15 protein-coding genes are annotated in these 20,314 nt (G+C 67.1%); all 15 read left to right on the forward strand.

Features of this window, described 5'->3' with window-relative positions; genetic code table 11:
* Positions 1 to 96 precede the first annotated feature (96 nt).
* The 15 genes from AB0M22_RS15340 to fadD32 all read left to right on the forward strand — a co-directional run bounded on the left by AB0M22_RS15340 (position 97) and on the right by fadD32 (position 20,285).
* On the forward strand, positions 97 to 807 hold the full coding sequence (locus tag AB0M22_RS15340) for a TetR/AcrR family transcriptional regulator (protein WP_364726033.1): 711 nt from the start codon (positions 97 to 99) through the stop codon (positions 805 to 807).
* A 171-nt stretch (positions 808 to 978) separates the two neighbouring features.
* Entirely contained in the window at positions 979 to 2,208 is a 1,230-nt protein-coding gene (gene glf / locus AB0M22_RS15345) for a UDP-galactopyranose mutase (RefSeq protein ID WP_364726036.1), read from the forward strand.
* Complete coding sequence (locus AB0M22_RS15350) at positions 2,205 to 4,145, forward strand: glycosyltransferase (RefSeq protein WP_364726039.1); 1,941 nt, start codon at positions 2,205 to 2,207, stop codon at positions 4,143 to 4,145. Before glf ends, AB0M22_RS15350 begins: the two co-directional genes overlap by 4 nt.
* Positions 4,146 to 4,287: 142 nt before the next feature.
* Entirely contained in the window at positions 4,288 to 4,839 is a 552-nt protein-coding gene (locus AB0M22_RS15355) for a phosphatase PAP2 family protein (RefSeq protein WP_364726951.1), read from the forward strand.
* Between the two features lie 78 nt (positions 4,840 to 4,917).
* Positions 4,918 to 5,844 carry a decaprenyl-phosphate phosphoribosyltransferase gene (locus tag AB0M22_RS15360; protein WP_364726042.1) on the forward strand — a complete coding sequence of 309 codons (927 nt, stop codon included), beginning with the start codon at positions 4,918 to 4,920 and terminating at the stop codon, positions 5,842 to 5,844.
* Positions 5,845 to 5,848: 4 nt separating this feature from the next.
* Positions 5,849 to 7,807, forward strand: a complete 1,959-nt coding sequence (gene zomB / locus AB0M22_RS15365; RefSeq protein ID WP_364726046.1) for a flagellar motor control protein ZomB — start codon at positions 5,849 to 5,851, stop codon at positions 7,805 to 7,807.
* Positions 7,808 to 8,040: 233 nt separating this feature from the next.
* Positions 8,041 to 9,102, forward strand: a complete 1,062-nt coding sequence (locus AB0M22_RS15370) for an alpha/beta hydrolase family protein (protein WP_364726049.1) — start codon at positions 8,041 to 8,043, stop codon at positions 9,100 to 9,102.
* 300 nt (positions 9,103 to 9,402) lie between these two features.
* On the forward strand, positions 9,403 to 10,464 hold the full coding sequence (locus AB0M22_RS15375; protein WP_364726052.1) for an alpha/beta hydrolase family protein: 1,062 nt from the start codon (positions 9,403 to 9,405) through the stop codon (positions 10,462 to 10,464).
* 285 nt (positions 10,465 to 10,749) lie between these two features.
* A complete protein-coding gene (locus tag AB0M22_RS15380; protein ID WP_364726055.1) occupies positions 10,750 to 11,757 on the forward strand; it encodes an alpha/beta hydrolase family protein in 1,008 nt (335 codons plus the stop codon).
* 355 nt (positions 11,758 to 12,112) lie between these two features.
* Positions 12,113 to 13,120 carry an alpha/beta hydrolase family protein gene (locus AB0M22_RS15385; RefSeq protein WP_364726954.1) on the forward strand — a complete coding sequence of 336 codons (1,008 nt, stop codon included), beginning with the start codon at positions 12,113 to 12,115 and terminating at the stop codon, positions 13,118 to 13,120.
* Between the two features lie 241 nt (positions 13,121 to 13,361).
* A complete protein-coding gene (locus AB0M22_RS15390) occupies positions 13,362 to 15,173 on the forward strand; it encodes an alpha/beta hydrolase-fold protein (RefSeq protein ID WP_364726058.1) in 1,812 nt (603 codons plus the stop codon).
* A gap of 198 nt (positions 15,174 to 15,371) precedes the next feature.
* On the forward strand, positions 15,372 to 15,908 hold the full coding sequence (locus AB0M22_RS15395; protein ID WP_364726061.1) for a DUF732 domain-containing protein: 537 nt from the start codon (positions 15,372 to 15,374) through the stop codon (positions 15,906 to 15,908).
* The gene (locus AB0M22_RS15400) at positions 15,905 to 16,891 is read left to right on the forward strand and encodes a cutinase family protein (protein ID WP_364726064.1); all 987 of its coding nucleotides are present in this window, start codon (positions 15,905 to 15,907) and stop codon (positions 16,889 to 16,891) included. The genes AB0M22_RS15395 and AB0M22_RS15400 overlap by 4 nt, the downstream gene beginning before the upstream one ends.
* A gap of 269 nt (positions 16,892 to 17,160) precedes the next feature.
* A complete protein-coding gene (locus AB0M22_RS15405; protein ID WP_364726067.1) occupies positions 17,161 to 18,180 on the forward strand; it encodes an LLM class F420-dependent oxidoreductase in 1,020 nt (339 codons plus the stop codon).
* A gap of 191 nt (positions 18,181 to 18,371) precedes the next feature.
* Positions 18,372 to 20,285 (forward strand): long-chain-fatty-acid--AMP ligase FadD32, encoded by a 1,914-nt coding sequence (fadD32, locus tag AB0M22_RS15410; RefSeq protein ID WP_364726070.1) that lies wholly within the window; start codon positions 18,372 to 18,374, stop codon positions 20,283 to 20,285.
* Positions 20,286 to 20,314 lie beyond the last annotated feature (29 nt).

The raw sequence follows: 20,314 nt of genomic DNA on the forward strand, positions 1-20,314 counted from the left end.
TCCACTCACAGCAGCCGCTCCTATCTGCCGTGACAAAAGGAAACGGTGTGTCCTAACGACACGGCGAAGACTATCGCAACGATGTACCGTGTCAAGATGCCGACGACGGAGCAGCCCACCCGACGAGAGCGGCTGCGCACCATGACCACCACGGAGATCACCACGATCGCCCTGCGGCAGATGGCCGCCGACGGCCCCGGCTCGATCTCCCTGCGCGGCATCGCCCGCGAGATGGGCATGACCGCCCGCGCCATCTACAGCTACTTCGCCGACCGCGACGACCTGATCACCGCGCTGATCGGCGACCTCGGCACCGCACTCGCCGACGCGCTGGAGACCGCCCGCGACGCCGTCCCCGCCGACGACCCGGGCGGCCGGCTGCTGGCCTGGTGCACGGCGCTACGCGAATGGGCCCTGGCCAACCCGGAGGGCTTCCGCCTGATCTACGGCGACCCGGTCCCCGGCTATTGCGCACCTGACGGCGCCCCGGTCGAACTGGCGGCGCAACGGATCTGCGGCGGACTGAACGACCTGGTCGCCGCCCTCCGCGCACCCGAACCTGGTGTACCCGTGGACGACTCGGCTTGGTCCAACTTCCCCCCGGCCTACCTGACGAAGATCCGCGCCGACACCCTCACCCCCGAAACCGCCGAACTCGCCTTACGCGTGTGGGGCCGAGTCCACGGCCAGGTCTCCCTCGAAATCCACGGCCACCTGCGCCCCGTCTATGCGGACCCCGCCGCACTGTTCCACGCGGACCTGCGCGACCTCGTCGCATCGCTCGCCGCGCCCGAGATCGCGGACTGACCGAGAACCGTCCAGCCAACAGTGCCTCCGTGCCGTCAAGCCCGCTATTCGGCAAACTTCCGGCGAAATAAGGACGGCTCGGGCATGAAAACGTGCGCGGACCCGGTCCCGCGCGGTGCCCCGCACGACTCCACCCAGACCCCGCGCGGACTTCCGATACTCTGGGCTCCCGTGACCGTCGCATCGTCCCCGGGTAACTCCGCCAACTCCTCCTCTCAGTTCGATCTGATCGTCGTCGGCTCCGGTTTCTTCGGGCTGACCGTCGCCGAACGCGCCGCTACCGAGCTCGGCAAACGCGTGCTGGTGATCGATCGTCGATACCACCTCGGCGGCAACGCCTACTCGGAGCCGGATCCGGATACCGGGATCGAGATCCACAAGTACGGCGCGCACCTGTTCCACACCTCGAACAAGCGGGTCTGGGATTACGTCACCAAGTTCACCGAGTTCACCGGGTACCAGCATCGGGTCTTCGCGAAGCACAAGGGGCAGGCCTACCAGTTCCCGATGGGCCTCGGCCTGATCTCCCAGTTCTTCGGCCGCTACTTCACCCCGGACGAGGCGCGCACGCTCATCGCCGAGCAGTCCGCGGAGATCGACACCAAGGACGCGCAGAACCTCGAGGAGAAGGCGATCTCGCTGATCGGCCGCCCGCTCTACGAGGCGTTCATCCGCGACTACACCGCCAAGCAGTGGCAGACCGACCCGAAGGAACTGCCCGCGGGCAACATCACCCGCCTGCCGGTGCGCTACACCTTCGACAACCGCTACTTCAACGACACCTACGAGGGCCTGCCCAAGCAGGGCTACACGAAGTGGCTGGAGAACATGGCCGCCTCGGAGCTCATCGAGGTCCGGGTGAACACCGACTGGTTCGACGTGCGCGACGAGTTGCGCGCCCAGAACCCGGACGCCCCGGTCGTCTACACCGGCCCGCTGGATCGCTACTTCGACTACCAAGAGGGCGAACTCGGCTGGCGCACCATCGATTTCGAGACCGAGGTGCTGGAGACCGGTGACTACCAGGGCACCTCGGTGATGAACTACAACGACGCGGACGTGCCGTTCACCCGCATCATCGAGCCGCGCCACTTCCACCCGGAGCGCGACTACCCGACGGACAAGACGGTCATCATGCGCGAGTTCTCCCGCTTCGCGCAGACCGGCGACGAGCCGTACTACCCGATCAACACGCCGGAGGATCGCGCCAAGCTGGCCGCGTACCGCGCGCTCGCCAAGAAGGAAACCGCAACGGACAAGGTCCTTTTCGGTGGCCGCCTCGGCACCTATCAGTACCTGGATATGCACATGGCCATCGGCAGTGCGCTCAGCATGTTCGACAATGTGCTGCGCCCGCACTTGGAGTCCGGTGCGCCGCTCGCTGACGAAAGTGCAGAATGACCTCCCAATCCCTGTTGGAAGACATGACCACCGAGACCCGCGCGACCTCCCTGCTGCAGCGGATCATCCTGCCCCGGCCGGGTGAGCCGCTCGACGTGCGCACGCTCTACGTCGAGGAATCCAAGACCAACGCCAAGCGCGCGCACGCCGCCACCCGCACCTCGCTGTCCATCGGCGCGGAGTCCGAGGTGTCGTTCTGCACGTACTTCAACGCGCTGCCGGCCAGCTACTGGCGGCGCTGGAGCATCCTGCCGTCGGTGGTGCTGCGTCTGGAGCTGGCCGGACACGGCCGGGTGGACGTCTACCGCTCGAAGGCGGACGGTTCGCGAATCCATGTGCAAGGCAAGGAATTCGCCGTCGCGCCCGGCGCGGAGTCAGTGTACGTCGAGTTCGAGACCGACCTCGGCCCGTTCGAGGACGGCGGCTGGATCTGGTTCGACATCACCACCGACACGGCGGTCACGCTGCTGTCCGGCGGCTGGTACGCGCCGATCGAGGCGCCCGACGAGGGCACCATCGCGGTCGGCATGCCGACCTTCAACCGGCCGACCGACCTGGTGAAGACCCTGGCCGCGCTCGGCTCGGACCCGCTGGTGCTCGACAAGATCGCCGCGGTCATCGTGGCCGATCAGGGCAACCGCAAGGTGGTCGACGAGCCCGGTTTCGCCGAGGCCGCCGCGCCGCTCGGCGACCGGCTGGCCATCCACAACCAGCCCAACCTCGGCGGCTCCGGCGGCTACAGCCGGGTGATGTACGAGGCGCTGAAGACCACCGACGCCCAGTACATCGTCTACATGGACGATGACATCGAGATCGAGCCGGACTCGATCCTGCGCGCGCTGGCCTTCGCCCGGTTCGCCAAGTCGCCCATGCTGGTCGGCGGGCAGATGCTGAACCTGCAGGAGCGCTCGCACCTGCACAGCATGGGTGAGGTCGTCGACCGCGGCATCTTCATGTGGACCTCCGCGCCGAACGTCGAGTACGACCACGACTTCTCGAAGTATCCGCTCAAGGACCGGGACAACTCCAAGCTGCTGCACCGGCGCATCGACGTCGACTTCAACGGCTGGTGGACCTGCGTGATCCCGCGCCGGGTGGCCGAGGAGATCGGTCAGCCGCTGCCGCTGTTCCTGAAGTGGGACGACGTCGAATACGGGTTGCGCGCACGGGATCACGGCTACTCCACGGTCACCCTGCCCGGCGCCGCGGTGTGGCACATGGCGTGGAGCGACAAGGACGACGCCATCGACTGGCAGGCGTACTTCCACCTGCGCAACCGGCTGGTCGTCGCCTCGCTGCACCTGCCGGGCAACGGTCGCGCCATGGTGGTCAACACGGTCAAGGCGACCCTGAAACACCTGCTCTGCCTGGAGTATTCGACGGTCGCCATCCAGAACCTGGCGATCAAGGACTTCCTGGCCGGACCGGAGCGGCTGTTCCAGCTGCTGCCGAGCGCGCTCGGTGCGGTGCACGCCTTGCGTAAGCAGTACCCGGACGCGGTCATCCTGCCCTCGTCCACCGAACTGCCGCTGGCCAGCCACATCGAGGTCGGCGCGGTCGCCGAGCCGGCCAACCCGATCGCCAAGGTGGTCCGGCTGGCCAAGGGCGTTGTGCACAACTTCCGCCCGGCGCACACCCAGCACCACGAGGTCCCGCAGCTGAACGTGCCCACGCTGGACGCGCGCTGGTTCCTGCTGTCGCAGGTCGACGGGGTCACCGTCACCACCGCCGACGGCCGCGGCGTCGTCTACCGCAAGCGCGACCCGCGCCAGGCCCTCGGCCTGTTCAAGGAGGCCCTGCGCCTGCGTAAGGAACTGGCCGCGCGCTTCCCCGAGATGCAGCAGCGCTACCGCGCCGCCCACCCGCAGCTGACCAGCACCGCGGCCTGGGAAAACGCCTTCGGCATCGGCGCCGACACGAAGGATGGCGACAAGTGAGCGAGCGTCAGCGAGCGAACCAACAACACAGCGCCCCTAGGCGAACGACGGAGCCGAGCGTTAGCGAGGCGGAGTCGTGAGCTTGGCGGACAACACCGCGGTGAACAAGCCGCTGCAGAGCACGAACGGCCACGGCGGACCGGTGTCCGCGGTGCCGTCGACCGAACCCGCGCCGCCCGAGGTGAAGATCATCAACGCGGTGCAGGCCAAGATCGGCACACCCGAGGTGATCAAGGCCGCCCGCGGCATGTCGCATTTCGGTGAGCACGCGCTCGGCTGGATCGGCATCGCCGCGGCGGGCTGGCTCGTCGACAAGCCGCGGCGCAGGCAGTGGGCCGGCGTCGTGGTCGGCGCGGTCGGCGCGCACGCCGCCTCGATCGTGATCAAGCGGGTCGTCCGGCGGCCCCGCCCCAACGATCCGTCCGTGCAGGTCAACGTGTCGACGCCGAGCAAGCTGAGCTTCCCGTCCTCGCACGCCACCTCGACCACCGCGGCGGCGGTGTTGCTCGGCAGATTGACCGGGCTACCCTTGCCTGCGGTGCTCGTCCCACCGATGCTGCTTTCCCGGGTCGTCCTCGGGGTGCACTATCCCTCCGATGTGCTCGCTGGTTCGGCGCTCGGTGCCGCGTCCGCCGCCGTTGTGCTTGCCACCGAAAAGAGACTCGATGACCGCCACAGAAAGAGCCTTGGTTGACATGAGGGAGCGAAGCGAGCGAATCATGACACAGCGTGCGTCGCACATGATGGAGCCGAGCGCCAGCGAGGCGGAGTCATGAGCGAAGAGCCGACTGGTGCCGACCTAGCCGAAGCGGTCGTCAAGGGTCCGCCGAAGACGTTGGGCGGTGGGCTGATCAAGGCCGTCCGGCCGCGGCAGTGGGTCAAGAACGTCCTGGTGCTCGCCGCTCCGCTCGCCGCGGGCACGGCCAACGAACTCGACGTGCTCGGTCACGTCGGGATCGCCTTCGTGGTGTTCTGCCTGGCGGCCTCCGGCATCTACCTGGTCAACGACGCCCTCGACGTGGAGGCGGACCGGGCGCACCCGACCAAGCGGTTCCGGCCGATCGCGGCCGGCGTCGTCCCGGTCAACCTGGCGTACACGTTGTCGATCGTGCTGCTGGTCGCCTCGATCGCCGGTTCGTTCCTGGCGTCCTGGCACCTGGCCGTGGTGATGGCGATCTACATCGGCATCCAGCTGGCCTACTGCTTCGGGCTCAAGCACCAGGCGGTGCTGGACATCTGCATAGTGTCCTCGGGCTTCCTGCTGCGCGCGGTGGCCGGTGGCGCGGCCGCGAACATCGTTCTCTCGCAGTGGTTCCTGTTGATCATGGCGTTCGGCTCGCTGTTCATGGCCGCGGGCAAGCGCTACGCCGAACTGCAGATCGCGGTGAGCACGGGCGCGAAGATCCGCAAGTCGCTCGAGTACTACACGCCGACCTACCTGCGGTTCATCTGGACCCTCGCGGCCACCGCCGTCGTGGTGTTCTACGGTCTGTGGGCGTTCCAGCAGGACAACCTGAAAGACACCAACTGGTTCGCAATCTCGATGATTCCGTTTACCATCGCAATCCTGCGTTACGCGGTCGACGTCGATGGCGGCGAGGCCGGTGAACCCGAAGAGATCGCACTGGGGGACCGAGTCCTTCAGTTCCTCGCAATCGCCTGGATCGGAGCGGTAGGTGTCGCTGTCTATCTCACCTGACGAGATGTTGGTAGCGGGAGTGGATCAAGCGGAGTACGCGAACGAGGGGCCGGCTGTGCAGCCGGCCCGCTCGGCGTCGCGGTACGCCCTGCTATCCCGCGCCACGTTCGTCGGTGGGATCGCGCTCACCGTGGTCCTTTTCGCCGTCGGCGGCTGGCAGCGCCGCTGGATCGCCGACGACGGACTGATCGTGCTGCGCACGGTGCGCAACCTGCTCGCAGGCAACGGACCCGTCTTCAACGAGGGCGAGCGGGTCGAGACCAACACCAGCACCGCTTGGACCTACATCGTCTGGTTCTTCAGCTGGCTGACCCAGGCGCGGCTGGAGTACGTGGTGCTCGGCATCGCGTTCACGCTGTCGCTGGCCGCGGTCGTGTTCGCCATGCTCGGCGCGAGCCGGCTGTGGGGCGGCCCGAAGTCGGCGCTGCTGCTGCCCGCCGGAATGCTGGTCTACATCGCCATTCCGCCGGCCCGCGACTACGTCACCTCGGGGCTGGAGAGCTGCCTGGTGATCTGCTGGCTCGGCCTGCTGTGGTGGCAGCTGATCCGCTGGAGCCAGGCCGAACGCGTCCGGCTGCCCGGCCTGCTCGGCCTGGTGTTCCTCGCCGGGTTGGCCCCGCTGATCCGGCCGGAGATGACGCTGGTCGGCGGCCTCGCGCTGCTGATGATCGTGATCGCGCCGATGCCCGAGTCCAGGCTGCGCCCGATCGTGTTGCGCGGCTTGGTCATCGTCGTGGCCGGCCTGGCGCCGATGGGCTACCAGATCTGGCGGATGGGCTACTACGGCCTGCCCTACCCGAACACCGCGGTCGCCAAGGACGCGGGCGGGGCCAAGTGGCATCAGGGCTTCGTCTACCTGTGGGATCTGGTCGGGCCGTATTACTTGTGGGTGCCGCTGCTGGTGCTGCTCGTCGCGGGAGTCGTTGCGGCGCGCGGTAAGCCGGCCGCGGACCCGGCCGGTCGGCACGCCGCCGCCGTCGAGCAGTCCCGCTGGAACGCGCGCCGGATCCGGGAGTGGCTGCGCTCGCCTGCCGCGGTGGTCACGCTGGTGCTGCTGAGCGGTTTCGTCCTCACCGTGTACGCGCTGCGCGTCGGCGGCGACTTCATGCACGGCCGAATGCTGTTGGCGCAGTTGTTCCTGCTGCTGCTGCCGGTGGCCGTGGTGCCGATCCGGCTGCCGGTGGGTGGCCTGCGCGGTGCGACGGCCGCGGACTGGTCGTTCGCGGTGGTGCTGTTCGCGTTGCTCGGCACCGCGGGCTGGGCGCTGTTCGCCGCGAACACGACCGCGATCAAGTCCGGTTCCAAGATCACCTCGACGGGCATCGTCGACGAGCGGATCTACTACGTCCTCAACACTGGCCACGACCATCCGATTCTGGCCGAGGACTACTTGGACTACCCGCGCATCCGTCCGATGGTCGAAAACATCGCCGAGACCCCGAACGGTGGCCTGCTGCTGAACTCGCCATCGTTCATGTTCTGGTACATCGCACCGCCGCCGCAGCCGATCCCGGCCGGCGGCGCGGGACACACCGTCTACTTTCTCAACCTCGGTATGACCAGCATGAACGTTCCGCTGAATGTGCGCGTCATCGATCAGATGGGCTTGGCCTATCCGCTCGCCGCGCACACCGAGCGGCTCACCGACGGCCGGATCGGCCACGACAAGGCGCTGTACCCGGACTGGGTCATCGTGGACACCGGGATGGTGGACAAGAAGCCGTGGATGCCCTGGTACCTGGACGAGAAGTGGGTGACCCAGGCGCGCACCGCGATGTCCTGTCCGGCCACCGAGGCGCTGGAGATCTCCTACCGTGACCCGCTCACCTTCGAGCGCTTCCGGCACAACCTGAAGCACGCGCTGACCTTCGCCAAGTACCGGATCGATCGGGTGCCCAAGTACGAGATCGAACGCTGCGGCCTGGTCGATCCCTTCCCCAAGCCGGCACCGGCGCCGCGCTGACGCGCAAAGATCAACAGCCACACCGGGTCCCCCTTCACAGGGGGACCCGGTGGTGCATTGGGCAGGTTTCACAAAATTGGTGTACACCCCTCTGTCTCGGTTCGATAACGCCACTGTCACGATGACGCGCTAGGCTGCGAAAGTACGCCCGTCATGACGTCAACTAGTTGGGCATCGGCGGGTCATCGTTAGACAACGGCCGATGCCGTTGCACGAACGAGAGGTCGAAACTGATGCGAGGCGTGTTCGGGCGTCTGAATACTCGAAGAGCTGGATCGTGGCTGAAGCGTTCGGCGCTGGTATCGATGGCGATTCTGCTGCCGCTCGGGGTGTCGGTGGCAGGCCCGGCCGGACCGGCGTCGGCGGCCTTCAATCCGGATGGCTTCGATTTCTGGGTCGACTCGGAAATGGGTCCGATCAAGAACCGGGTGTTCCGCGCCGCCGACGGCAATACGAGTCGCGTGGTCTACGCGCTGGACGGCATGCGGGCCCGGCCGGATCTGAGTGGCTGGGAAGTCGACACCGAGGTCGTGCGCGAGCTGACCAAGTGGAACATGAACGTGGTCATGCCGGTCGGTGGTCCGTCGAGCTTCTACGCCGACTGGACCGGGCCGAGCAACTTCTTCGGTCTCGGTAGCGCGGGTTCCTCTTCCACCGGCTCCGCCAACTCCGGCTCCGGCCTGCTGTCCGGTTCCGCGGGCATGGGCAAGACCAATACCTACAAGTGGGAAACCTTCCTCACCCAGAACCTGCGCTACGCGCTGCGGGATCGTCTGGGCTTCAATCCGAACGGCAATGCCGTGTTCGGCCTGTCCATGGGCGGCAGTGCCGCGCTCACTCTGGCGGCCTACCATCCGGACCAGTTCCGTTACGCCGGTTCGTATTCCGGCTACCTGAACATCTCGGCGCCGGGCATGCGCGAGGCGCTGCGGGTGGCCATGCTGGACGCGGGCGGCTTCAACATCGACGCGATGGCCCCGCCGTGGGGTCCACAGTGGCTGCGGATGGATCCGTTCGTCTTCGCGCCCCGGTTGAAGGCCAACAACACCCGGCTCTGGGTCTCGGCGGGCAGCGGCCTGCCGAGCGGTGCGGACGGCCTGAGCTTCAACACCGTCAACGCGATGGGACTCGAGGCGCTGGCGCTGGCCAACACCCGCGCGTTCCAGGTCCGGATGGCCACGCTGGGCGCCGGCAACGCCACCTACGACTTCCCGGCCGTCGGTGTGCACAACTGGACCTACTGGGCCGATGAGGTCTACCGGATGATCCCGGACATGTCCGCCAATATCGGGTGATTCACGGGTAAGTCTGTTCGACAGACCGCCCAGCGCCGAGTGCGCCGGGCGGTCTTTTCGTGTGCCAGGCGTCCAAACGGTGTTCGGTAACGAATGAAGAGGGGGTAGCGGTGGGCGAGTTGTGGCATGAGTCACTTTCCAGCAACATATAAGCTTCCGATGCCGATTGATACACGAAGAACATGCACGGAGGTCGATTCGTCCGGTTTCGGTGGACGGCGGCACTCAGTGTCCGCAGAGGGGGCTGGTATAGATCGCCAGCTGTTTGCCCCCGGCCGCCCGAACGAAAGGTCGAGTTAGATGCGAATTGCCCGCTGGAAAGGTGGATCCGGTACGTCCGGAGCGACTGGTTCGTGGGTGAAGCGATCCGCACTCGGGGTCGCCGTGGCTCTTTTGCTGCCCTTCGGAATCGCGGCAGCAGGCAGTGGCGCCATCGCATCGGCGGGCATGGACCCCGGCGCGTTCGACTTCTGGGTCGATTCCGGCATGGGCCCGATCAAGACCCGCGTGCTGCGCGCCCGCGACGGCAACACCAACCGGGTCGCCTACGTGCTCGACGGCATGCGCGCGCCGGAGACGCTGAACGGCTGGGAGATCGAGACCAACGTTCCCGCGGTCCTGGCCGACGCCAACATCAACGTGGTCATGCCGGTCGGCGGCATGTCCAGCTTCTATGCCGACTGGAACGCGCCGAGCCAGTTGGCCGGGATCCCGGCGGGCACCGGCTCGTCCTCCGGTTCCGGCGCGCTGAACATCCTGGCCGCGGGGCCGGGTAAGAGCTACCGCTACCAGTGGGAGACCTTCCTGACCCGCGACCTGCGCAACGCGTTGCAGGAGCGGCTCGGCTTCAACCCGAACCGCAACGGCGTCTTCGGCCTGTCCATGGGCGGCAGCGCGGCGCTCACCCTGGCCGCCTACCACCCGGACCAGTTCAGCTTCGCCGGTTCGTACTCCGGCTACCTGAACATCTCCGCGCCGGGCATGCGCGAGGCGATCCGCATCGCCATGCTGGACGCGGGCGGCTACAACGTCGACTCGATGGCGCCGCCGTGGGGCCCGCAGTGGCTGCGCATGGATCCGTTCGTCTTCGCGCCGAACCTCGTGCGCAACGGCACCCGCCTGTGGATCGCCGCGGCCAGTGGCCTGCCGACGGCCAACGACGGACCCAGCTTCAACACGCTGAACGGAATGGGCCTGGAGGCCCTGGCCCTGGCCAACACCCGCGCGTTCAACGTGCGGATGGCGACGCTGGGCGGCGGCAACACCGTCTACTCCTACCCGGCCTACGGTATTCACGCGTGGAACAACTGGACCGACGAGGCCTACCGGATGATTCCGGACATGTCCGCCAATATCGGCTGACGAATTCGTCGAACACCGACCGCCCGGCGCTACCAAGCGCCGGGCGGTCGGTTGTTTTCCACCCGGTCCGCGGATATCCGCGAGATGATTGTCTGGTTGATCGCTGGCGAACAAATCGCGATCTTGTCGCGGCGATGTCCTTCGGCCGGAACTGGGCCTCGGCTAATCGCTGGTTGTTCGTCACGATCCGGTATCGCGCCGCGTTTTCCGACGGCTATTGCTCGAATGATCTATAGGCAGCACAGTTGCGGTCAACGGCGATCGCACGGGCGAAAGGTCGAATCGATGCGGTCAGGCGGAGTAAGCGGAACGGTTGCCGGTGTTCGTGGATCGACGGATCGCCGCTGGTTCCGGCGTTCGGTCGCGGGGTTGACGCTCGCGCTCGTGCTGCCGCTCGGCGGCCTCGCCGCACCCGCCCAGGCCGGCTTCGACCCGAGCGGGCACGACTTCTGGGTCGACTCCAGCATGGGCCCGATCAAGACCAGGATCTTCCGTGCGCTGGACGGCAACACCCGCCGCGTGGTCTACGCGCTGGACGGCCTGCGCGCCCGCAACGACCTGAGCGGCTGGGAGGTCGACACCGACATCACCAAGGTGCTGCCGCGCTGGAACATCAATGTGGTGATGCCGGTCGGCGGGCAGTCCAGCTTCTATTCGGATTGGATTGCGCCGAGCAATACCAACGGCCAACAGCGGCCTTATGCCTGGGAGAGCTTTCTCACCGGGAATCTGCGCTGGGCGTTGCGCGACCGGCTCGGGTTCAATCCGCGCGGCAACGGCGTGTTCGGGCTGTCCATGGGCGGCAGCGCGGCGCTCGCCCTGGCCGCCTACCACCCGGACCAGTTCCGTTATGCCGGTTCGTATTCCGGCTACCTGAACATTTCCGCGCCCGCGATGAAAGAGGGGCTGCGGCTGGCCATGCTGGACGCGGGCGGGTTCAACATCGACGCGATGTGGGGTCCGCCATGGGACCCGCGCTGGTTGCGCAACGATCCGTTCATGTTCGCGCCACTGTTGCGCGACAACGGAACTCGGCTGTGGATCTCCTCGGGCAACGGGCTGAACGGGCCGCGTGACGTGATCAACAATCCGATCGACGTCTACCACCTCGGCAACGCGATGGCGCTGGAAACGATCGCCCTCGCCAACACCCGCAGCTTTGAAGCTCGGATTAACAGTCTCGGACCGAGCAACTCGGTGTTCGTCTACACCCCGGTAGGCGTGCACAGCTGGAACTACTGGCAGGACCAGGTGTTCCAGATGCTGCCCGACCTCAGCGCGAATTTAGGCTGAGCTGACACTTCCCGCCATCAGATGAAAATTTGGTGTTCCGGCACGACAATCACCAGGGGAACGCGATAGGGTCACCGCACCATCACAGATTGCGTACGGGCGGATTTCGGCCACCTGGTTGCCTCGGCCTTGCTAAGGCCACGGGTGTCGAATATCGTCCAGCGAGCGCAAGTGTGACCAGATCGTTGTTTCGCAGTCGCCTGCGCCGGAATGTCGGGGTCCGGTGTGCGGCGGTGTGCGACTCGTTGGCAGCACTGGTGTGGCTGCGCCCCCCCGGGGTCGCCGACCGCACCACAACAGGCAGAAAAGCAGAAAGAGAGCAGGATTCATGCGTTTCGGCAGGGCGGCCGCGCCGATGACAACGAAATCGGGACGGCGAGGCGCACCTCGTGGTTGGCGTAATCGAATTCTGGCTGTCGGTGCCGCTGCGTTGGCGCTACCGATCGCCGCCGGTGTGGCGGCCCCGATCGCCACGGCGGCGCCGGTGCACGCACCGGTATTGCGTACCCCCGCAGGTGGATTCGAAGATCTGATGGTCCCGTCCAGCATGGGACCGATCAAGGTTCAGGTGCAGTGGGCATCGCGCGGCGGCAACGCGGCGCTCTACCTGCTCGACGGGCTGCGGGCGCGCGACGACCGCAACGCCTGGGGGTTCGAGACGAACGCCTTGCAGCAGTTCGCGAACGACAACATCACCCTGGTCATGCCGGTCGGCGGTCAGTCCAGCTTCTACACGGACTGGTACACGACGAGCAATACCAACGGTCAGAAGACCACCTATAAGTGGGAGACGTTCCTGACCAAGGAGCTCCCGGCCTTCCTGGAAGGCTACGGCGTCTCCCGCACCAACAATGCGGTCGCCGGTCTCTCCATGGGCGGCAGTGCCGCACTGGCGCTGGCCGCGTACCACCGCGACCAGTTCAAGTACGCCGCCTCCTACTCGGGCTACCTGAACATCTCCGCGCCGGGCATGCGTGAGGCGATCCGCGTCGCGATGCTGGACGCCGGTCGTTACAACGTCGACTCGATGGCCGCCCCGTGGAGCCCCGCGTGGCTGCGTATGGACCCATTCGTGTTCGCGCCGCAGCTCAAGGGCCTGCCGATGTACATCTCGGCGGCCAGCGGCCTGCCGGGTCAGTACGACAACCCGAACTCGGCCGTCGGTGTGTTCAATACCGGCAACGCGATGGCGCTGGAGGCGCTCTCGCTGGTGAACACCCGCGCGTTCCAGGCCCGACTGGCCTCGCTCGGGATCCCCGCCTCGTTCGACTTCCCGGCCCAGGGCACACACTCCTGGAAGTACTGGGAGGGCGAGCTGTTCAAGTCCCGCAACGGCATCCTGGACGCCACCGGCGCCTGGTGATCACTGCTTGACCCACTCAGGCCGTACCCCTCGGGGTACGGCCTGAGTTGCGTTTCGGGGCAGGTGGTTTCAACGAGAAAACGAACATGGCGGTTTTCTAATAGTGCGTGTCCTCCCCGGAACACGGCGCGCACGGGGGTAGAAAGCTCTTGTGGCAGGGATTCGGCGCGGCAGATGGGGGAGACGCGAGCGTCGTGGCGCTCGTCCGGCTCGCGGGCGGTTAGTGCTGCTCACTACCGCGATGGTGATTCCGTTGGCGGCCGGCATCGCGCCGGCGTCCGCGCAGCCCGCGCCTGCCCCCGCACCGGCGCCTGCGCCCGCAGCGCCGGATGCCGCCGTCGCCCCGGCAACCATCCAGAAGGTGATCTGGCTGACCGACCGCCGGGTCGCCCTGTGGATCAATTCGCCGTCCATGGCCACCCCGATCCAGGTGCAGCTGCTGCTCGCCCGGGACTGGGCCACCCGGCCCGACGCGCGCTTCCCGGTGTTGTACCTGCTCGACGGCCTGCGCGCCCAGGACGACGAGAGCGGCTGGACCAAAGACGCCGGCGCCGTCGACTTCTTCGCCGACAAGAACGTCACCGTGGTGCTGCCGATCGGCGGCCAGTCCAGCTTCTACTCCGACTGGATCCAGCCGGACAACGGCAAGACCTACAAGTGGGAAACCTTCCTGACCAAGGAACTGCCGCCGCTGCTAGAGGGTGACTGGCGGGCCACGGATGTGCGTGCCCTGGAGGGCCTTTCGATGGGTGGCACGGCGGCCATGTTCCTGGCCGCGCGCAACCCCGGCTTCGCCAAGTTCGCCGCGTCCTACTCCGGCTTCCTCACCACCACCACGATCGGCATGCCGCAGGCCATCCAGTTCGCCATGCGCGACGCGGGCGGCTTCGACACCGGCGCCATGTGGGGCCCGCCGACCAGCCCGGAATGGGCCGCGCACGACCCGTACACGCTGGCCGAGAAGCTGAAGGGGATCACCCTCTACGTCTCCAGCGGCAGCGGCGCCACCGGTCCGTTCGACCAGGCGTCCGGCATTCCCGGGGTGAGCACCAACTACGCGGGCATGGGCCTGGAGATCCTGTCCCGGCTCACCTCGCAGAACTTCGTCACCAAGCTCGGCAGGCTGGCCATCCCCGCGCAGGTGAATTACCGCCCGTCCGGGACGCATTCGTGGCCCTACTGGGACTTCGAGATGCGCCAGTCCTGGACCCAGGCCGCCGCCGCGCTCGGCGTCGATCCCGGCAAGACCGCCTGCACCGTCGGCGGCCAGATCGCCACCGTGGCCGCCGCGAACAACTGGCTCGGCGACTGCCTGTCCGGCGAATACCCGGTGGCCGGCGGTGTCGCCCAGGACTTCCGCTCCGGCCGGGTCTACTTCACCCCTGCCGGCGGCGCGCACCCGGTCGGCGGCATGATCGGCGGCGGATACCAGGCCGCGCAGGGCGCCGCCGGACCGCTCGGCCTGCCCACCGGCGACGAACGCGGACTGCCCGACGGCAAGGGCCGCATGCAGACCTTCCAGAACGGCTCGCTCTACTGGACCCCGCAGACCGGCGCCCAGGTCGTCCGCGGCGCCATCCTCGATGAGTGGGGCAGGCAGGGCTACGAGGGCGGCCCGGCCGGCTACCCGGTCGCCCCCGAGGTGAAGACCCCCAACCGAGACGGCGCGGTCCAGTCCTTCGAGAACGGCCCGTTCTACTACAGCGCCAAGACCGGCGTGCACCGCGTCCAGGGCATGGTCCTGGGCAAGTACGCCCAAATGGGTTACGAGAACAGCTTCCTCGGCTTCCCCCTCACCGAGGAACAGCCCACCAAGGACCTCGGCCGCTACAGCCGCTTCGAAGGCGGCAACGTCTACTGGAGCCCCTTGTCCGGCACCTGGTCGGTCAAGAACGGCCCCATCATGGACGCCTGGCAGGTCCTCGGCTACGAAAACGGCAAGCTCGGCTACCCGATCAGCGACGAGTTCCCCGTCCCCGGCGGCGTCCAGCAAAACTTCCAGACCGGCTTCATCGTCATCAAAGACGGAAAACCAGAAGTCCACGGCCTCTAATAGTTTGGCCGCCCCCACCACGGGCTAACACCAACCGAGACCGAACCACCCAGCTCAACCCCAACGGAGCGAGTCTTACGAGCGACCCCGTTCGCGAGACACCCCGGGGCCGCGAACCCGCCGCGCCCGCGCGGCAAATAACACAGCTATGTTGGGGGGCGACCTCCCGTTTGCGAACAGAGATCGAGGACAGAATTCATGCAGAGGACCCGTGGCAAGGTATTCGGCGTTGTTGTGGCGATCGCCGCAACCGGCCTGCTCGCCGCCTGTGGCGGCAACGACTCGACCGCGTCGAGCACGCCGACGCTGACCCGCACCACGGCGGCGACGCAGCCGCCTGCCGCGTCCAGCACCAGCGCCGATCCGGGCCAGCAGGCCCCGGCGCCCGCGCCGGCCCCGGCTCCCGAGCAGCCGCCGGCCGAGACGGTGGCGCCCGAGCGGCCGCAGCCGATCGACACCCCGCCGCCTGCGGACACCTCGAAGCTCACCGACAAGGACAAGAAGTACCTCGACTCGCTCAAGCAGCAGGGCGTCACGCCGTCCACCCCGGATATCGCGCTGAGCGTGGCGAACTATGTCTGTCAGGGCACCGCGTCCGGCGCCTCCGATCAGGATCTGATGACCTTCGTGACCGCGATGGCCGGTTCCGATCCGTCCTTCGATCCGGCCAAGATGCCGGTGGAGAAGGCCGGGCAGGTCTATATCAGCGCCGCTAAGCAGAACTACTGCAAGTGAACGCGCGCGGCGGTTCGGGAGTTCGCCGGTCCAGGCCGGCGGGTTGTCTGTTGCTGATCGGGATTCCGGTGCTGATCGTCATCGTGGCGCTGCTGCTGTGGTATCTGCTCGCGGGTCTGCTGAAGCAGCCAAAGCCGGGTCCCAAGCCGCCGAAGGAGCCGACCTCGCAGTCGGCGGATTGCCCGGACGTGCAGATGATCTCGGTGCCGGGCACCTGGGAGTCCAACAGCAACGACGACCCGCACAACCCGACGGCGAACCCGGTGTCGTTGATGCTCAACGTCTCCAATCCGGTCGGGCAGCAGTTCCCGAAGGAACGGCTGGACGTGTACACCGTCCCGTACGTCGCGCAGTTCTCCAATCCGGTGGCGCTCCCGCCGGACGGCCAGGCGTCCTACAACGCCAGCCGCTCCGAGGGCACCCAGCGGATGGTCGACGCGATGGCCGCGCGCTACCGCGACTGTCCGCTGACCACCTATGTGATCGCCGGGTTCTCCCAGGGCGCGGTGATCGCGGGCGACGTGGCCTCCGATATCGGCCAGGGCAAGGGCCCGGTGCCGGCGAACAAGGTGCTCGGCGTGACGCTGATTTCCGACGGCAGGCGCACCGGCGACACCGGTCCCGGCGAGGCCGTCCAGGTCGGCGCGGTGCCCGCGGGCGTCGGCGCGGAGGTCGCGCTCAAGGGCCTCAACGTTCCGGGCATCACGATGACCGGCCCGCGTCCCGGCGGTTTCGGCGAGCTGGCCCCGCGCACCTTCACCATCTGTGCCCAGGGCGATCTGATCTGCGACGCACCGCGGCAGGCCTTGAGCCCGTTCAACATCATGGGCAGCGTCGGCGCCCTGGTGCGCGCGGCGGGCAACCCGGTGCACGCGCTGTACAACGGTTTCGTCGTCGAGGACAACGGCGCGACCTCCACCCAGTGGACCGTCAACTGGGCGAACGGGCTGATCGAATCGGCGCCGCATCCGGCACATTCGTGAGCGAGCGCCAGCGAGTGAACCATCGACACAGCGCGTCTTCGCACGACGGAGCCGAGCGCCAGCGAGGCGGAGTCGTGAGAAGTCACAGACAATGTTCCGGTCGGCACGCAGTACACCTAGTACTGCTCCGACAAGCGCGACTCCCATTGGGCAGGACGCTGTAAAGTGCCGCTGGTGATCGCGACGCAGGTAACACTCACTCCGCGTTCGGGGTAGGACCGCCCTGCACCGTCGCGCCCTAATTTCCTTACAGCCAGGAGCATGAGTTCATGACAGAAGCCGCCGCACCAGCCGGTGAGTTGACCGCGCTCGGTACGCCGCTGCGCAGCTTCCGCTTCGGGGCAGCGGGCGAGGGAAACAAGCAAGAGGGTGGCGCCCGCAAGTTCATCCAGACGGCGCAGCAGGCCGAGGAATACGGCTTCGACACCTTCTTCGTGCCGGATCACCTCGGTGATCAGATCGGCCCGATCGCGGCCCTCGGCGCGCTGACCCAGGCCACCGAGAAGATCCGGCTCGGAACGTCGGTGCTGGCCAACGGTTTCCGGCACCCCGTGGTGCTGGCCAAGGACCTGGCCACCATCGACGTGCTGTCCAAGGGCCGGCTCGAGGTCGGTGTCGGCGCGGGCTGGAAGCAGGACGAGTTCCTCGCCGCCGGCCTGCCGTACGAGACCCCCGGCATCCGGCTGGAGAAGCTGGACGAGACGCTGACCATCCTGGACGTGCTGCTGCGCGGCCAGGAGTGCACCTTCGAGGGCAAGTACTACCAGGTGCGCGGGATCAAGGGCACGCCGCGCCCGCGCCAGGGTCCGCGCCCGCCGATCTGCACCGGCGGCGGTGGCCCGAAGATGCTGCGACTGGCCGCCAAGCACGCCGACATCATCTCGATCGTGCCGGTGACCACCAAGAACGGTAAAGGCCTCTTGTCGGGGATCACCCTGGAGAAGACGATCGAGAAGGTGAACCTGATCCGCGAAGCCGCGGGCGACCGGTTCGCCGAGATCGAGCTCAACTGGGCGATCACCGCCATCGTCATCACCGACGATCGCGAGAAGACCGCTGAGATGGCGCTTTCCGCGATCGAACGAGGTCTGCACCCGGATCTCGAAGTGGACGTGAAGCTTTCGGTCGAGGACATCCTGAACTCGCCCTACGTGGCCATCGGCAGCTTCGAGGAAATCGCCGAGCAGATCCGTCGTGTGCGCCAACTCACCTCGATGTCGTATGTCGGGGTGTTTCCCACCCAGATGGACGCATTCGCCCCCGTTATTCCCCTGCTGCGAGACGAGTGAGCCGGGCTTCTCTGTAACATGACTCTGGTTTGAGTACATCTAGCCGATAGCGGTCACCGCGCAGACCGCCCAATAACTGCAGGCTGACTCGGGCACTTGGAGCCACCCGCGGGCGAAAGCGAGTCGGGGCCTCACAGGTAACTACGGCGTTGTCGCCGTCTTGCTGCGTGTGCCTCGGAGGAGAAGAAGGAATGGAAGAGACTTTCGACGACTACCTGGACGAGACCGGGAACATCCGAATTCCCGAGGATCACACCCTGGTCGATCACGTCGAGAAGCACACCCGGAACGACGCGAACACCCTGGCGTACCGCTACATCGATTACTCGCGTGAGCGTGATGGCGAGGCGCAGGAACTGACGTGGCGTGAGTTCGGCATTCGGCTGCGCGCGGTGGCCGCTCGACTGCAGCAGGTGACCAACCCGGGTGACCGGGTCGCGATCCTCGCGCCGCAGGGCCTGGATTATGTGATCTCCTTCTTCGCCGCGATCTACGCCGGCACCATCTCGGTGCCGCTGTTCGACCCGGACGAGCCAGGTCACACCGACCGCCTGCACGCCGTGCTCGCCGACTGCGAGCCCGCCGCCATCCTGACCGCCAGTTCGTCGGCGGCCGGTGTACGGCAGTTCTTCCGGTCGCTGCCCGCGGCGCAGCGTCCGCGCATCATCGCGGTGGACGCGATCCCGGACAGCGTCGGCGAGGGCTGGGTGCGTCCGGACATTGCCATCGACGACATCGCCTACCTGCAGTACACCTCGGGCTCGACCCGGACCCCGGCCGGTGTGGAGATCACCCACCGCGCGGTCGGCACCAACCTGCTGCAGATGGTCGACGCGATCAACCTGGACTGGAACTCGCGCGGCGTCACCTGGCTGCCGCTGTTCCACGACATGGGCCTGCTGACGGTGATCCTGCCCGCGGTCGGCGGCAAGTACATCACCATCATGTCGCCGAGCGCGTTCGTGCGCCGCCCGTACCGCTGGATCAAGGAACTCGCCGCGCAGTCCGACGGCGCCGGAACCTTCGCCGCCGCACCGAATTTCGCGTTCGAGCACGCGGCCGCGCGCGGCCTGCCGAAGAATGGCGAGTCGCTCGACCTATCCAACGTGATCGGCCTGATCAACGGCAGCGAGCCGGTGACGACCACCTCGATGAAGAAGTTCAACGAGGCGTTCGCGCCCTACGGCCTGCCCAAGACCGCGATCAAGCCGTGCTACGGCATGGCCGAGGCGACGCTGTTCGTGTCGGCGACCAAGGCCGAGGACGAGGCCAAGGTCGTCTACGTCGATCGCAACGAGCTCAACGCCGGCCGGATGATCAAGGTCGAGCAGGGCACCGAGAACGCCATCGCGCAGGTCTCCTGCGGTTATGTCGCGCTGTCGCAGTGGGCCGTGATCGTCGATCCGGAGACCGTCGAGGACGACGGCGGGCACGAGCAGCCTGACGGCCGGGTCGGCGAGATCTGGCTGCACGGCAACAACATGGGCATCGGTTACTGGGGTCGCCCGGACGAAACGTCGGCCACCTTCCAGAACAAGGTGCCGCACCGGTTGACCGAGGGCAGCCATGCCGAGGGCACCGACCGCGACGCCAACTGGATGCGCACCGGCGACTACGGCGTGTACCTGGACGGCGAGCTGTACATCACCGGGCGGGTGAAGGACCTGGTGATCGTCGACGGCCGCAACCACTACCCGCAGGACCTCGAGTTCTCCGCGCAGGAGTCCTCGAAGGCGCTGCGCCCCGGCTTCATCGCCGCGTTCTCGGTGCCCGCGAACCAGCTACCCGCGCTCGTCTTCGATCAGGGCAGCCATTCCGGCCTGAAGTTCGACGCCGACGACGCCTCCGAGCAGCTCGTGATCGTGGCCGAGCGTGGCCCGGGCGCGGGCAAGGCGGATCCGCTGCCGATCGCCGACGAGGTGCGGGCCGCGGTGGCCTCGCGTCATGGCGTCACCGTTCGAGACGTACTGCTGGTCCCCGCGGGTTCCATCCCGCGTACCTCCAGCGGCAAGATCGCCCGGCGGGCCTGCAAGGCCGCCTACCTCGAGGGAACGCTGCGGGGTGGTTACACCCAGCAGGCGTTCCCCGATGCACCGGAAGAGTAATTGCCCAGGGGTGGCCTCGGACGCCGACA

It is taken from the genome of Nocardia sp. NPDC051756, assembly GCF_040681495.1.
GTDB lineage: Bacteria > Actinomycetota > Actinomycetes > Mycobacteriales > Mycobacteriaceae > Nocardia.